Source organism: Pantoea dispersa, assembly GCF_019890955.1.
GTDB lineage: Bacteria > Pseudomonadota > Gammaproteobacteria > Enterobacterales > Enterobacteriaceae > Pantoea > Pantoea dispersa.
In genome coordinates this window covers 1928742-1942815 of record NZ_CP082346.1, presented here as the reverse complement: position 1 = coordinate 1942815, position 14074 = coordinate 1928742, and the positions used below count along the sequence as shown (strand labels likewise).

The 14074-nt window shown below is 55.5% G+C and carries 14 protein-coding genes; 3 read left to right on the top strand and 11 right to left on the bottom strand.

The window, feature by feature from the left end:
- Positions 1–22: 22 nt before the first annotated feature.
- On the top strand, positions 23–2008 hold the full coding sequence (gene pdeR / locus K7H94_RS08985; RefSeq protein ID WP_058758614.1) for a cyclic di-GMP phosphodiesterase: 1986 nt from the start codon (positions 23–25) through the stop codon (positions 2006–2008).
- A 15-nt stretch (positions 2009–2023) separates the two neighbouring features.
- On the opposite strand, the gene K7H94_RS08980 is transcribed toward pdeR, so the two are convergent.
- A complete protein-coding gene (locus K7H94_RS08980) occupies positions 2024–2890 on the bottom strand; it encodes a crotonase/enoyl-CoA hydratase family protein (protein ID WP_021505954.1) in 867 nt (288 codons plus the stop codon).
- 293 nt (positions 2891–3183) lie between these two features.
- Entirely contained in the window at positions 3184–3882 is a 699-nt protein-coding gene (gene araD / locus K7H94_RS08975; protein WP_021505953.1) for an L-ribulose-5-phosphate 4-epimerase, read from the bottom strand.
- Positions 3883–4265: 383 nt separating this feature from the next.
- Between araD and osmB the strand changes: the two genes are divergently transcribed.
- Positions 4266–4481, top strand: a complete 216-nt coding sequence (osmB, locus tag K7H94_RS08970; RefSeq protein WP_150057988.1) for an osmotically-inducible lipoprotein OsmB — start codon at positions 4266–4268, stop codon at positions 4479–4481.
- 69 nt (positions 4482–4550) lie between these two features.
- Here osmB and yciH read toward each other — a convergent pair whose 3' ends face one another.
- From yciH to pgpB, 5 genes are all read right to left on the bottom strand, one after another.
- Positions 4551–4874 (bottom strand): stress response translation initiation inhibitor YciH, encoded by a 324-nt coding sequence (gene yciH, locus K7H94_RS08965; RefSeq protein ID WP_021505951.1) that lies wholly within the window; start codon positions 4872–4874, stop codon positions 4551–4553.
- Positions 4874–5581 (bottom strand): orotidine-5'-phosphate decarboxylase, encoded by a 708-nt coding sequence (gene pyrF, locus K7H94_RS08960; RefSeq protein ID WP_021505950.1) that lies wholly within the window; start codon positions 5579–5581, stop codon positions 4874–4876. The genes yciH and pyrF overlap by 1 nt, the downstream gene beginning before the upstream one ends.
- A 205-nt stretch (positions 5582–5786) precedes the next feature.
- Positions 5787–6956, bottom strand: coding sequence for a lipopolysaccharide assembly protein LapB (lapB, locus tag K7H94_RS08955; RefSeq protein ID WP_058758617.1), 1170 nt, complete (start codon positions 6954–6956; stop codon positions 5787–5789).
- A gap of 6 nt (positions 6957–6962) precedes the next feature.
- A complete protein-coding gene (locus K7H94_RS08950; RefSeq protein WP_058771279.1) occupies positions 6963–7268 on the bottom strand; it encodes a LapA family protein in 306 nt (101 codons plus the stop codon).
- A gap of 126 nt (positions 7269–7394) precedes the next feature.
- Positions 7395–8159 carry a phosphatidylglycerophosphatase B gene (gene pgpB / locus K7H94_RS08945; RefSeq protein WP_021505947.1) on the bottom strand — a complete coding sequence of 255 codons (765 nt, stop codon included), beginning with the start codon at positions 8157–8159 and terminating at the stop codon, positions 7395–7397.
- Positions 8160–8389: 230 nt separating this feature from the next.
- Here pgpB and ribA point away from each other — a divergent pair, with 230 nt between their 5' ends.
- On the top strand, positions 8390–8983 hold the full coding sequence (gene ribA / locus K7H94_RS08940) for a GTP cyclohydrolase II (protein WP_058758620.1): 594 nt from the start codon (positions 8390–8392) through the stop codon (positions 8981–8983).
- Between the two features lie 90 nt (positions 8984–9073).
- Here the strand turns inward: ribA and acnA are convergent, their stop codons facing one another.
- The 4 genes from acnA to cysB all read right to left on the bottom strand — a co-directional run bounded on the left by acnA (position 9074) and on the right by cysB (position 13998).
- The gene (gene acnA / locus K7H94_RS08935; protein WP_222951983.1) at positions 9074–11755 is read right to left on the bottom strand and encodes an aconitate hydratase AcnA; all 2682 of its coding nucleotides are present in this window, start codon (positions 11753–11755) and stop codon (positions 9074–9076) included.
- A 437-nt stretch (positions 11756–12192) separates the two neighbouring features.
- Positions 12193–12369 carry a hypothetical protein gene (locus K7H94_RS08930; protein WP_021314644.1) on the bottom strand — a complete coding sequence of 59 codons (177 nt, stop codon included), beginning with the start codon at positions 12367–12369 and terminating at the stop codon, positions 12193–12195.
- Positions 12370–12372: 3 nt separating this feature from the next.
- On the bottom strand, positions 12373–12531 hold the full coding sequence (locus tag K7H94_RS08925; protein WP_071813666.1) for a YmiA family putative membrane protein: 159 nt from the start codon (positions 12529–12531) through the stop codon (positions 12373–12375).
- 492 nt (positions 12532–13023) lie between these two features.
- The gene (gene cysB / locus K7H94_RS08920) at positions 13024–13998 is read right to left on the bottom strand and encodes an HTH-type transcriptional regulator CysB (RefSeq protein WP_021510116.1); all 975 of its coding nucleotides are present in this window, start codon (positions 13996–13998) and stop codon (positions 13024–13026) included.
- Between the last annotated feature and the right edge of the window lie 76 nt (positions 13999–14074).

Here is a 14074-nt window from a genome sequence, read left to right as displayed (position 1 = left end):
CATTCCTCCGGAGGAAGTTTCCATGACCGATGAACAAGGGCAAACGTTGCTATATACCTTGTTTGGCACAACCAGCCCTCATTGGCGTTTAACTTCAGATAGCGATGCGCTGCATTTTGCCGAAGATGAAAATGCCAATACCAATATGGCGGTGCCCCTGACGCCTGCTCAGGCCAGTCTGCTGCGTGCCATGACGGTAATTACTTCCAGCATCAACCTGACCCTTTCACTGCACGGCTCGCCAGTGCCGATGCACTTTGTCGGCCGTAAAGTGAATCAGTCGACCTGGGCCGGCACTGCGTCCGCCTGGGGCGATACCTCGTCGGTGGCGCGCGATTTAACCCTTGGTCTCTCCTTCGCCGAACAGGTGGTGTCAGAAGCGAATTCGGTGATCGTCATCCTCGATCAGCGCGGCAACATTCAGCGTTTTAACCGCCTGAGCGAAGAGTACACCGGCCTGAAAGAGCAGGAAGTGATTGGCCGCAATGTGTTTCAGCTGTTTATGACCAAGCAGGAAGCGCAGGCATCGCGCCGCAATATCGCCGGCTTCTTTCGCGACGGCAACTCCTACGAAGTGGAGCGCTGGGTTAAAACCCGAAAAGGTCAGCGACTGTTTCTGTTTCGTAATAAGTTCGTCCACAGCGGTAGCGGAAAAAATGAAATTTTCCTCATCTGTTCCGGAACCGACATCACAGAAGAGCGTCGGGCGCAGGAGCGCTTACGCGTTATGGCCAACACCGACACGGTGACCGGCCTGCCGAATCGCAACGCTATCCATCAGCAAATTAGCCTGGCACTGGAGCTGGCTAACGGCAGCCAGACCGGCGTGGTTTACCTCGATCTCGACAATTTCAAGAAGGTAAACGATGCCTACGGCCATATGTTTGGCGACCAGCTACTGCAGGCGGTGTCGCTGGCGATCCTCAGCTGTCTCGGCAAGGACCAGACGCTGGCGCGCCTCGGCGGTGATGAATTTGTGGTGCTGGCTGAGCACACCAGTCAGGCGGCGCTGGAGGCGATGGCCTCACGTATTCTGGAGCGGCTGCGTCAGCCGTTCCGTATCGGGCTGATCGAAGTCTACAGCGGCTGCTCGATTGGTATCGCCCTCGCCCCGCTGCATGGTGAAGATCGCGAAAGTCTGATTCGTAACGCCGATACCGCGATGTACCACGCTAAAGAGAACGGGCGCGGCAAATTCTGCGTGTTCGCCAGCGAGATGAACCAGCGCGTATTTGAATATCTGTGGCTGGATACCAATCTGCGCAAAGCGCTGGAGCAGGATCATCTGGTGGTGCACTATCAGCCTAAGATCGATCGCGACGGCGAAGTGCGCAGTGCCGAGGCGCTGGTGCGCTGGAATTCACCTGAACGCGGCCTGGTGCCGCCTGGCGATTTCATTTCTTACGCGGAAGAGTCCGGACTGATTGTGCCGCTCGGGCGCTGGGTGATGCTGAACGTGCTGCAGCAAATCGTTAAATGGCGCAGCGAAGGCATTTACCTGCGCGTCGCAGTGAACGTTTCCGCCAAACAGCTGATCGACCAGAGCATCTACAGCGACCTGAAACAGGCGCTGAGCGAAGCGGGCATCAGTGAGTGTCCGATAGACATCGAGCTGACGGAAAGCTGCCTGATCGAGAACGAGGCCGGTGCGCTGAAGCTGATGAAACAGTTTCAGGAGTTAGGCGCACAGGTGCATCTGGATGATTTCGGCACGGGCTACTCTTCGCTTTCCCAGCTGGCGCGCGTGCCGATCGATGCGATTAAGCTGGATCAAAGTTTTGTGCGCAATATCAACAAGCAACCGGTATCGCAGTCGCTGGTGCGCGCGATCGTTGCCGTGGCGAAAGCCCTGGATTTACAGGTCATTGCCGAAGGCATCGAAACCAAAGCCGAAGAGAAGTTTGTGCTGACCAACGGTGTCGATGGGCGTCAGGGTTATTATTATGCGAAACCAATGCCCGCAGAGCAGCTCGGGCATTGGCTGGCTAAGCATCCTGCCCGCGTTTAACGTCTTAGCGTACTGCTAACCGGCTTTACGCAGTGATGCGCTGTGACGATTTTGCAGCTGTACCAGACGTTCCATGTAGGCAATATCTTTCGGTTCCAGCGTGAAAGCATAGTCGACCCAATCCTCAGTAATATCCATCAGTTCTGCCCGTGACAGCTGCAGCACGCGCTGTCGCGCTTTCAGCATGGCACGGACTCCATTCAGTTTTGGCCGCAGCGTATCGATGAAGGTACGCGTGGTGCGGTAGCTGTCACCAGGCTGGAACACTTTGTCCACCAGACCACGGGTTTCATACCACTCTGCACTGTGCGACTCCCCTTCACAGATCAGCTCTTCGGCCAGCTTCATCCCGGAGCGGCGTGCCACCAGTGAGTAGCCGCCCATGCCGGGGAACAGGTTGAAGGCAATTTCCGGGAAGCCCATACGCGCACTGTTCTGCGCCAGAATGAAGTGGTGCGCCAGCGCTGCTTCAAAACCGCCGCCCAAGGCACTGCCCTCAATCATCGCCAGCGTCACGGCGCCGGTGTCAAACCCGCGGGCCGCCGAATGGATGCAGTCAACACAGGCGCGGGCGTAGGCGCGCAGTGCTTCACGGCGGTTATTACGAATGCATTCGACAAAGAAACGCAAATCGCCCCCGGCGTTAAACATCTGCGGCACCAGCGATCCGGTCACCCAGAAATCAATCGGCAGACCGGAACGCTGGGCGGCGTAGCTCAGGTTCATGATCTCCTCGATTAATTCGTGGTTGAAACTGGGGCGCGGCTGAGCGCGCAGCATCATCCACATGGTGTGTCGACCTTCCTCATAATAGGCGGCGAGCTGGGTGGTTTGGCCGACTTCGGTAAACAGGCGGCAGGTTGGTTGGTTAATTACTGTCATCGTCTCATCCTCTATTTATGTGATGCGTTAAACGCCACATCAGCGTAATGCAGAGTGAGGCCAGACCAAATGAGAGTTTGATTTATAACGTAAAATCCAGAGAGATCCCCGAGCCCCTGCCTGAGGAAAGATTAGCGGGCTTACTTAATGACGGCGCAACAGCCGGCAAGCGTATAAATACGCTTAACGCATAGTGAATAAATCACTGCATTAACAGTCCCCGTCTCGTCCGGGCACGCAATCCCCTTAAATAAAAAAGGCACCTGTCGGTGCCTTGAGGAATTATCACGCGCTCAGCCTTGCCCGTACCAGGCGTTCTTCCCGTGCTTGCGCAGATAGTGCAGGTCAAGCAGGGTCTGAGCGATAGGCGGCAGCTCGGCGCGCAGCTGCTCAGTGTGCAGCGCCATATAGGCCACCTCTTCCAGCACCACCGCACTGTGCACCGCGCTATGTGCGTCTTTACCCCAGGCAAACGGCCCGTGGGAGTTCACCAGCGCAGCAGGAATCGCGCCGGGCTCAATGCCGCGCTGCGCAAAGGTTTCAATGATGACCTGGCCGGTGTGCCATTCATATTCCTGCTCAATCTCTGCCCGTTGCATCGCGCGGGTGCAGGGAATGGTGCCATAGAAATCGTCAGCGTGGGTGGTGCCCCATGCCGGGATGTCCCTGCCCGCCTGCGCCCAGATGGTGGCGTGGCGCGAATGGGTGTGTACGATGCCGCCAATCTCCGGCCACGCCAGATACAGTGCGCGGTGTGTTGCGGTATCCGAGGATGGCCGCAGCTGGCCCTCAACGACATTGCCGCTTTCCAGTTCGACCACCACCATGTCGTCGCGCTGCATCTGCTCATATTTAACGCCCGAGGGTTTGATCACCAGCAGCCCGCGCTCGCGGTCCACCGCACTGACATTGCCCCACGTAAAAGTCACCAGGTTGTAACGCGGCAGGTCGAGATTGGCCTCCAGAACCTGCTGTTTCAGCGCTTCCAGCATTGTGTTTTCTCCGCCATACAGTCATCACTGAATTGTGCGGAGCCACCGGTAAAAACGTTATGGAGGGAATGGCTGGATTAGCAGCGGAAAGTGGCTAAAGCGGGCAAAGTGTGGGGTTTGATACGGGATCCGGATGCGGACACCACGTCGGGATTTCAGAGTTTTCTTTCTGCATACACATCCGCTTACGCCTAGAATTATCTCAAGCCTGCGGCGGTACCAAAATGGTCTTTGCCAGCAGCGTGAACAACGCGCGTAAAGTGTTGCGCGCCAGCGTGCAGGCTGAAGGAAAAGCATCGCCTGAGTGCATCGGGCGAACAACTTCAGGGCGTAACATCTATACTTAACGAGTTGCCTCTGAGCAAACCATCAAGGAGATGTCCATGACTAAAACAATGAAACGCGTGACGGTTGCCGTGCTGGCAACGACGTTAGTGGTGGCCCTGAGCGGCTGTTCCAACTGGTCAAAACGTGACCGCAACACGGCGATTGGCGCCGGTGCCGGTGCTATTGGTGGATCGGTGCTCACCAACGGCAGCGCGCTGGGTACCGTCGGTGGCGCTGCGGTGGGCGGCATTATTGGCCATCAGGTTGATTAATAATAATATTGTAGCAGGCTACGCAGCGCATCTACGTCACATCGGGCCACCTTGCGTGGCCCGCTTTCATTAACCGCCCGCCAGTTTAACCTTCATGCCTTTGGCTTCCAGCAGCGTTTTAAGCAAATCGCGCTTATCGCCCTGAATCTCAATCACGCCCTCTTTCAACGCCCCGCCGCAGCCGCACTTCTTCTTAAGCTCGGCCGCCAGCTTTGCCAGCGCGTCATCATCGAGATCGATACCGGTAATCAGGCACACGCCTTTACCTTTACGCCCGCTGGTCTGGCGCTGAATGCGCACGATGCCATCGCCTTTCGGTCGCTGCGGTTTCTCTTCGCTATGCGTAATACGGCCGGTTTCGGTGGAGTAAACCAGCGGATTGTCCTGAGCCATTAGCCCTCCTGTAAACTGTGCAGGATTTGCTGCAGCGTCTGCGCCGGGTCGGCAGATTGGGTGATCGGTCGCCCAATCACCATGTAATCCACGCCGGCCTGTTGTGCCTGCTGCGGCGTCATGATGCGACGCTGATCGCCGGCCTCGCTACCCGCCGGGCGAATACCCGGCGTAACCAGCGCGAAATCCTGCCCGATAACCTGTTTAAAGTGCGCAGCTTCCTGCGCCGAGCACACCACACCATCAAGACCACATTCGCGCGTCAGTCGTGCCAGACGCTCAGCCTGCTGCGCCGGCGATAAGGTGATGCCAAGACCTTTGAGATCGTCTTCGTCCATGCTGGTCAGCACCGTTACCGCAATCAGCAAGGGCGCATCACTGCCAAACGGCAGCAGCGCTTCGCGTGCCGCATTCATCATCCGCGCCCCGCCGCTGGCATGCACGTTGACCATCCATACACCGAGATCCGCTGCCGCCGCGACCGCATGTGCCGTCGTGTTCGGGATGTCATGAAATTTGAGATCGAGGAATACCTCAAAACCGCGCGCCTGCAACGTCTTCACCAGCGACGGTCCAAACAGGGTAAACATCTCTTTACCCACTTTCAGACGGCACTGGCCCGGATCGATACGGTCAACGAACTGCAGTGCGCTATTGAGATCATGATAGTCGAGTGCCACCAGAATCGGTGAGTGAGTAACAGGCATAACGTTTCCTCAGAGGCTGGCACCCGCAGGCGCGATGGACAAACGGCAAGCATTCTACCCGTGCAACCCGGCCACGACAACGTTGCGACGGCGATTGCCTTGCTGATTGACGAGCTGATGCACAGTGCTGATGCGTGGATGATAATTTCTCTATTAGTATGTTGTAACTACTATGCGTTATGAATAATCACCGAACGCGGCCAGCTTACTGGCCGTCGAGTCCGCGAATCGGTTTAACGGAAGACCAGGCACGGCACGATGGGCAGTGCCAGTAAAGCGCATGCGCGGTGAAGCCGCACTTCTGGCAGCGGTAGCGCGGTTTAGTACGAATCTGTTCGCCAACCATGTCGCGCAGCACCATCAGACTCTCTTTGGCGCGGCCATCTTCTGCCTCATGCAGGTGGAAATCCATCAGACGATGAAACACGCGCATGGTGGGATGGCGCTGCAGCTGACGGTTAATATAGAGCTGTGCCGCTTCCGGCCCCTGCTGCTGCTCCAGAATGTCCGCCAGATAGAGTTCTGCCGCGGCACCGGTGTTCTCTTCAACGCAGCGTTGCAGGAACTGCGCCCAGCTGTCAGGCTGCTCCAGCCGCTGATAGCAGGTTTCCAGCATCGGCAGCGTTTCGCTCACCAGTTCTTTGTCCTGCTCCAGCACGCGCTGCAGCCGCTGCGCCGCTTTCGCGTATTCGCCCTGCTCCATCAGGATACGTCCCATCATGATGGAAACGCGCGCGCTTTGGTGGTCGGCCGCTTCACCCTTTTTCAACAGGCTCATGGCACGATCGAGGTCGTCACTGCTCAGCGCCTGCAGTGCCAGCTCGCAGTAAAAATGGGCGATTTCGCCCTTTTGCTTATCTTTGCCGAGTTTTACCAGCCGCTCCGCCACTTCGATGGCTTTCTGCCAGTCGCTGGTCGCCTGATGAATCAGCAGCAGTTGCTGCAGCGCGCTGATACGAAAATCGGTTTCATCGATCAGCTGACTGAACATGTCTTCGGCGCGATCGTACAAGCCGGCGGCCATATAGTCGCGTCCCAGCTGCTGAATGGCCAGCAAACGCTGATCGTAGGTCAGCGACGCGCTTTCCATTAACGACTGGTGGATGCGGATGGCGCGGTCGACTTCGCCGCGCGAACGGAACAGGTTACCGAGCGTCAGGTGGGCTTCAACGGTGCCGCTGTCCTCTTTCAACATATCGAGGAACAGATCGACCGCTTTATCCTGCTGATTAGAAAGGAGAAAGTTGACCCCTGCCACGTATTCGCGTGACAGACGGTTAGCTTCCTGTTGCTTATCCTGTTGCGCACTGCGGCGGCCCATATACCAGCCGTACGCCGCCGCGACAGGAAGAAGCAGAAACAGCAATTCAAGCATCGAACATTAATCCCGACGCACTGCAGTGGAGGTGCTATTTACCGCAGCAGATTGTTCATTTTGCGCCTGCATGCGCTTCAGTTTGCGCTGTGCATGCGCCAGCGAAACACGAATGCGCAGCCAGAACAGGCCACAGATCGCCCAGCCCAGCAAAAATCCGGCACCAAACAGACAGGCCAGCAAGGTTGAAATGCGGAATTCGCCCTGCGCCAGCAGATAGTTGAAGGTGACAATCTGGTCATTATGCGCTCCGAGCGTGACGGAGATGATGAAAATGACCAAAACCACGAGAAAAATCAGCAAATATTTCACAATGCGTCCTGTCGTGAGGTTATCCGGTAGAGTATGCCAAAAAAGTGCCGCCGTTGCTGCTTATCCGCGCAGCAGTTAGTGCCCTTTCTGCAAGTACAATCAATCATATGGGGGCAAAGGGAGAAATTACAATCCGTCATCGCGCCCGGCAATCTCACGCTGCTCTTCCGGCGGCACGCTGAGCGGGCCACAAAAGCGCTGTGCCAGCCAGGTTGCCAGCGTCACCAGCAGCCACGAGATCAGCGTCGCGACCACCAGATCGCGCGGCCAGTGCATGCCCAGTACCAGCCGGCTGCCCATGACCAGCGTAGCCCAGACAAACAGCACCACCACCGTAACAACATGCCGGCGCGGCCATAACAGGCCAATCACCAGCAGCGCCCAGCTGGCGGCAAACATGGTGTGGCCAGACGGAAAAGCAAAGCCCGTCTCAAACGCCCAGTGATTTTTTAACCAGGCGGGCAGCTTTGTGTCATTGGCGAGCAAGGCGGACACCATTTCGCCGCGCTGCTGCCGTTTCAGCTGATAAAACTGCTGTTCGTTGACGCCGTGGCTGTGCTCAAGCCAGACCACATACGGTCGCGGCTCCTGCACCTGCTCTTTTATAAAGGTTTTGGTCGACTGACCAGCGAGAATCGCGCCGTTCATGATAATCAACAACAGAATGGCCGGCCGGAGGCGAAAGCGCAGGCACCACAATACCCAGCCGCTCAGAATCAGGCTGGTCAGCGTGCCCCACGGACTGGTGACGGTTTCGGTGATCCAGAACAGCACGCGCAACAGATGCCCGCTCTCCCCCGGTTGCCACTGCCAGCCGGAAAGCCATACGCCCAGCGGCATCAGCAATAATAAAAACGCGCCCAGCGTGGTGCGTTGCACAATTTTTAACATCTCATTCCTTTATTGTTTCACGACCTGACAGGCGTATTGCATAACTTTAGTTGAAAAAAGAATAACATACCCGTTGCGGCTTAGATAATTGTGCTTTATCACTACAATCACTCTGACTGATTAGCGGCCCTGGTTCAGGTTGTGGCACAATATCGGCAGTTTCGTCGGGCCAGTCGGGCCCGTGCGTTATCATGATGATAGCGCATCCTCTGAAGGTTCTGGAGAGTCACATGCAGCTGAAACGGGTAGCAGAAGCCAAACTGCCCACGCCATGGGGAGATTTCCTGATGGTTGGTTTTGAAGAACTGGCAACCGGCCACGACCACGTCGCGCTGGTTTATGGTGATATTAGCGATCACAATCCGGTGCTGGCGCGCGTCCACTCCGAATGTCTTACCGGCGATGCGCTGTTCAGCCTGCGCTGCGACTGCGGCTTCCAGCTGGAAGCGGCGCTGACCGCCATTGCGGAAGAAGGACGCGGCGTGCTGCTGTACCATCGTCAGGAAGGCCGTAACATTGGGCTGCTGAACAAAATTCGCGCCTATGCGTTGCAGGACAAAGGCTACGACACGGTGGAAGCAAACCATCAGTTGGGCTTTGCCGCCGATGAGCGTGATTTCACCCTGTGCGCCGACATGTTTAAACTGCTGGGCATTAATGAAGTGCGTTTGCTGACCAACAATCCGCGCAAAGTGGAGATCCTGTCAGAAGCGGGTATCAATATCGTTGAGCGCGTGCCGCTGATCGTTGGCCGTAACCCAAAAAATGCGCACTATCTCGATACGAAAGCCGAGAAGATGGGACATCTGCTGCCGAAATCGTAACGCGGCGGTGCGCGCACGCCATAGCGCCCTCGCGTCATGTATTTTCAGCGTCAATAAATAAAGCCGGGCATGCATGCCCGGCTTTGTTTTTTAGTTGAGCATATTGCGTATCACATAATGCAGGATGCCGTCGTTCTGGTAATAGGTCAGCTCATTACCGGTATCGATACGACAACGAGTATCCAGCGTCTGCTGACTGCCGTCAGCCCGCGTCAGCGTCACCGGGACGCTGCAGCCGGGCTGCAGCTGCGCCAGATTTGCCACATCGATACGCTCTTCCCCGGTCAGCTGTAGCGTCTTACGCGTCACGCCCGCCGGGAACTCCAGCGGTAAAATGCCCATGCCGATCAGGTTAGAGCGGTGAATACGCTCGAACGATTCGGCAATCACCACGCGCACGCCCTGCAGGCGCGGACCTTTCGCCGCCCAGTCGCGGCTGGAGCCGGAGCCGTACTCTTTCCCGGCGATCACCGCCAGCGGCACGCCCTCCTCCTGATACTTCATCGCCGCATCGTAGATAGCCAGCTGTTCCTGGCTCGGATAGTGCCGGGTATAACCGCCCTCGACGCCAGGCACCATTTCGTTGCGAATACGGATGTTGGCGAAAGTACCGCGCATCATGACTTCGTGGTTACCGCGTCGTGAGCCATACGAGTTGAAGTCATTACGCTCAACGCCGTGCGCCAGCAGATAACGCCCCGCCGGACTCTCCGCTTTAATGCTGCCAGCCGGAGAGATATGGTCGGTTGTCACCGAATCACCGAGCATCGCCAGGATGCGCGCGCCGTGAATGTCCTGTACCGGCTGGGGTGTTTTTTCCATATCGTCAAAGAACGGAGACAGACGAATATAGGTGGAGCCTTCGTCCCAGTCATAGGTGGCGGCTTCGCTGACTTTGATCTGCTGCCACTCGGGCGTGCCGTCGAACACCTCGGCGTACTCTTTATGGAACATGTCGCTGGTAACTTTCTGCACCGATGCGGCAATCTCTTCCGGCGATGGCCAGATGTCCTTCAGATAGACGTCATTGCCCTGCTGATCCTGACCGATCGGATCAGTCTGCAGGTTGATCTTCATGTTGCCCGCCAGCGCATACGCCACCACCAGCGGCGGAGACGCCAGCCAGTTGGTTTTTACCAGCGGATGGATACGCCCTTCGAAGTTGCGGTTACCGGACAACACGGCACCTACCGTCAAATCGCCCTCTTTGATCGCACTTTCGATCTCATCCGGCAGCGGGCCGGAGTTACCGATGCAGGTGGTGCAGCCGTAACCCACCAGGTTAAAGCCCAGCTCATCAAGATACGGGGCCAACTGCGCCACGGCGAGATAGTCGGACACCACTTTTGATCCTGGTGCCAGCGAGGCTTTTACCCAGGGTTTACGCATTAGTCCGCGCTCAACGGCTTTTTTCGCCAGCAGGCCAGCCGCCATTAAGACGCTGGGGTTCGAGGTGTTGGTACAGGACGTAATCGCGGAGATCACCACGGCACCATCATCCAGCTGGATGCGGTCGCCGGTTTCACTGTCCAGATAGCTGACCGTTTTGTGCGGCTTCTGCGCGTGATTCACTTCCAGCTCGTTACTGGCGTCAAAGGCCGCCGGTACGTCGCCGAGGGAGACGCGGTCCTGCGGACGTTTCGGGCCGGCGAGGCTCGACTCAACCTCGGCCATATCCAGCGCCAGCGTGCTGGTGAAGATGGGCTCATCGCCCGGTTTACGCCACAGCCCCTGCTGTTTTGCATAGGCTTCCACCAGCTCAACCTGCTGCGCATCGCGCCCGGTGAGCGTCATGTAGCTGAGCGTTACTTCATCAATCGGGAAGAAACCGCAGGTTGCGCCATATTCTGGTGCCATGTTGGCGATGGTTGCGCGATCCGCCAGCGGCAGATCGGCCAGTCCGTCACCATAGAATTCGACAAACTTACCGACCACCCCATGCTTGCGCAGCATCTGCGTCACGGTTAATACCAGGTCGGTGGCGGTGATACCGGGACGCAGTTTGCCGGTCAGCTTGAAACCTACCACATCGGGAATCAGCATTGAAACCGGCTGGCCCAGCATGGCGGCTTCAGCTTCAATGCCGCCCACGCCCCAGCCAAGCACGCCCAGGGCGTTAATCATGGTGGTATGGGAATCGGTACCGACCAGCGTATCCGGATAAGCTACTTCTTTGCCGTCCAGCGTTTCATGCCAGATGGCTTTACCGAGGTACTCCAGATTGACCTGATGACAGATACCGGTGCCCGGCGGCACGACGCGGAAACGGTTAAAGGCTTTTTGCCCCCAGCGCAGGAAAACGTAGCGTTCGTGGTTGCGTTCCATCTCCAGGCGCACATTTTCTTCAAACGCATCGTCATCACCAAAATGGTCAACCGTGACCGAGTGGTCAATCACCAGATCGACCGGTGACAGCGGGTTAACTTTCGCCACATCACCGCCCAGCCGCTTAACGGCTTCACGCATCGCCGCCAGGTCAACCACGGCCGGTACGCCGGTGAAATCCTGCATTAATACGCGCGCCGGACGATAAGCAATTTCGCGCTCGGCATGTGCAGTTTGCTGCCACGCCACCAGCGCCTGAATATCTGCTGCCGTTACGGAATCTTCATCCTGCCAGCGCAGCAGGTTTTCCAGCAGAACCTTGAGGGATTTTGGTAAGCGATCGATATCACCGACCTGCTGAGCGGCTTTCGGCAAGCTGTAGTAATGATATTTTTTTGCCCCTACTTCCAGCGCATCCTGACTCTGCTCACGTAACGTTAACGACATAACTCCTCCTTTTATGGGCTCTTCTGCTAAACCTCAGAGAGTGCAAGGTTTAGCTTAAAGATAGACCACATTTTCGTTAACGTTTTGATAACAACACGAATTGACACACAAAACCGCAACGAAAAATGCCCTGACAAAAGTCAGGGCATTCAGAAAGCGTTAACTGGCAGGATTAGCGAATTACAGGACGGCCCAGACGGCCGCAGCCCAAAAGGCCATTGAGAAGGCATAAACGCTGAGCCATGAAAAAGTTGTGGTATTCATCTGTCACTCCTCCCGGATCGCGGGCAACAAAAAGCCATCGTCTTCAGCGTTGTACTGATGACACCGTTTTTTTAGATGCTGAGTGTTAAAGGACGGGCTTTTAACGTGCCCACCGGAGAGTCCGGTAAAAATGCGCGACAGTATGTCTTAATAAGAATTGGACGCAGACTGCGTTATTTAGACTTCGGATCCATGAATGATTCAATAAAGCTGCGCTGCTGTTCACTCAGTTCCCAGGAAGCCGGGATTGCCACTTGCGGTTCAGCAGGCGCTTCTTTGGCTTTGCACACCGGTGCTTTGGGCTGACGCGCAGCGACCGGATATTTACGACTGAGTGTATTTGCCCACATGGCTTAACCCCACATACGCCAAATCATTAACGCCACCACTACCCAGAACAGTGCTGAAGCAGCGAAGACAGTCAACCAGGCTTTGCGACGGATGTTACCTGAACGCTCTACCTTGGTGCTTTTAGCCCGGAAGTCCGGTTGTACAGTTAATCTCGTAGTCATAGTTTTTGATAATCACTCTCAATAAAACGATTGATAACAACGATGAAGATTTAGGACGAATCCTAAACTTGTTAAGTCCAAAAATCCAGTTATTTTTATTGAGCACAACGATTAACGCTATTTATCAAAACCGCCAAAACTGATGAGATAAATTTAAGCACGCTGCAAACTATTAATTTAATAGTTACATTGTAAATTTGGCTTAAACCAAAATTAGATCCACTCTAAATTTGAGTTTAATTTAACGAGCCAGTTAAAAAGCCCTTTCTCATCAGCTTTTAACTGGAGTATGGGAATATTCCTGGCAGTCCGCAAAGCGGCAAAGTAAAAATTGTGTACTGATTCGCATTTAATAAATAACAATGAAAAAACATGTGACGCATGTTTCATTTACAAAAAAATAATGGAATTTTTTGAGGTTCTGCTGGTGCTAAGCGGCGGGAGGTGTGCGGGAAGTCGCTGGACATCCCGCAAAAATAATGAGTTAGGTGATTACCTGAAAGGAAGCTTGATATCGCGGAACATTGCTTCGATATCTTCGTTTGAGCGCAGCGCCACAGCGGCGTCCACCACGTCTCGTGTAAGATGTGGTGCGAAGCGCTGAATGAAATCATACATATAGCTGCGCAGGAAGGTGCTGCGCCGGAAACCAATCTTGGTAGTGCTATTGGTGAAGATTTCTGAAGCTTCGATGCGCACCAAATCCGGATCGGAAACCGGGTCCACCGCCATGCTGGCAATTACCCCTACCCCCAGGCCTAAACGCACATAGGTTTTGATCACGTCGGCGTCGGTTGCGGTAAAAACAATACGCGGCGTTAAACCGGCACGGTTAAAGGCAGTATCCAGTTCTGAGCGGCCGGTAAAACCAAAGGTGTAAGTCACCAGCGGGAAATCAGCCAGCTCCTCAATCGACACATTGGATTTCCCCGCCAGCGGATGATCCGGCGTGACCACAATGGCACGGTTCCAGTGATAGCACGGCAGCATAATCAAGTCGTCGTACAGGTGCAGCGCTTCGGTGGCAATGGCGAAATCGGCATTGCCTTTGGAGACCGCCTCAGCAATTTGTGTGGGCGAGCCCTGATGCATATGCAGGGAAACGCGCGGATAGCGTTCGATAAAGCCTTTGATTACGCCAGGCAGTGCATAACGCGCCTGAGTGTGGGTCGTGGCCACGTACAGCGATCCTTTATCTGGCCAGGTGTGCTCACCGGCAACCGATTTGATCGCATCCACTTTGGACAAAACTTCGCGGGCAATACGGATAATCTCTTCACCCGCTGGCGTCACCTGCGTCAGATGTTTGCCGCTGCGGGCAAAAATCTGCACGCCCAGCTCATCTTCCAGCATGCGCACCTGCTTACTGATGCCAGGTTGCGAGGTATACAGCCCCTCTGCCGTGGAGGAGACATTGAGGTTGTGGTTAACGACTTCAACGATGTAACGCAACTGCTGCAATTTCATAGTTATATCTTCCCGATAGCGACAGAGGTGCATTCCCTGCAGGCGTGTATCCGCCCTGATGGCGTAATAATGAGGG

Coding starts and splice junctions, on each gene's coding strand:
- pdeR (WP_058758614.1), top strand. CDS start 23: ATGACCGATGAACAAGGGCAAACGTTGCTATATACCTTGTTTGGCACA.
- K7H94_RS08980 (WP_021505954.1), bottom strand. CDS start 2,890: ATGACAGTAATTAACCAACCAACCTGCCGCCTGTTTACCGAAGTCGGC.
- araD (WP_021505953.1), bottom strand. CDS start 3,882: ATGCTGGAAGCGCTGAAACAGCAGGTTCTGGAGGCCAATCTCGACCTG.
- osmB (WP_150057988.1), top strand. CDS start 4,266: ATGACTAAAACAATGAAACGCGTGACGGTTGCCGTGCTGGCAACGACG.
- yciH (WP_021505951.1), bottom strand. CDS start 4,874: ATGGCTCAGGACAATCCGCTGGTTTACTCCACCGAAACCGGCCGTATT.
- pyrF (WP_021505950.1), bottom strand. CDS start 5,581: ATGCCTGTTACTCACTCACCGATTCTGGTGGCACTCGACTATCATGAT.
- lapB (WP_058758617.1), bottom strand. CDS start 6,956: ATGCTTGAATTGCTGTTTCTGCTTCTTCCTGTCGCGGCGGCGTACGGC.
- pgpB (WP_021505947.1), bottom strand. CDS start 8,159: ATGTTAAAAATTGTGCAACGCACCACGCTGGGCGCGTTTTTATTATTG.
- ribA (WP_058758620.1), top strand. CDS start 8,390: ATGCAGCTGAAACGGGTAGCAGAAGCCAAACTGCCCACGCCATGGGGA.
- acnA (WP_222951983.1), bottom strand. CDS start 11,755: ATGTCGTTAACGTTACGTGAGCAGAGTCAGGATGCGCTGGAAGTAGGG.
- K7H94_RS08930 (WP_021314644.1), bottom strand. CDS start 12,369: ATGTGGGCAAATACACTCAGTCGTAAATATCCGGTCGCTGCGCGTCAG.
- K7H94_RS08925 (WP_071813666.1), bottom strand. CDS start 12,531: ATGACTACGAGATTAACTGTACAACCGGACTTCCGGGCTAAAAGCACC.
- cysB (WP_021510116.1), bottom strand. CDS start 13,998: ATGAAATTGCAGCAGTTGCGTTACATCGTTGAAGTCGTTAACCACAAC.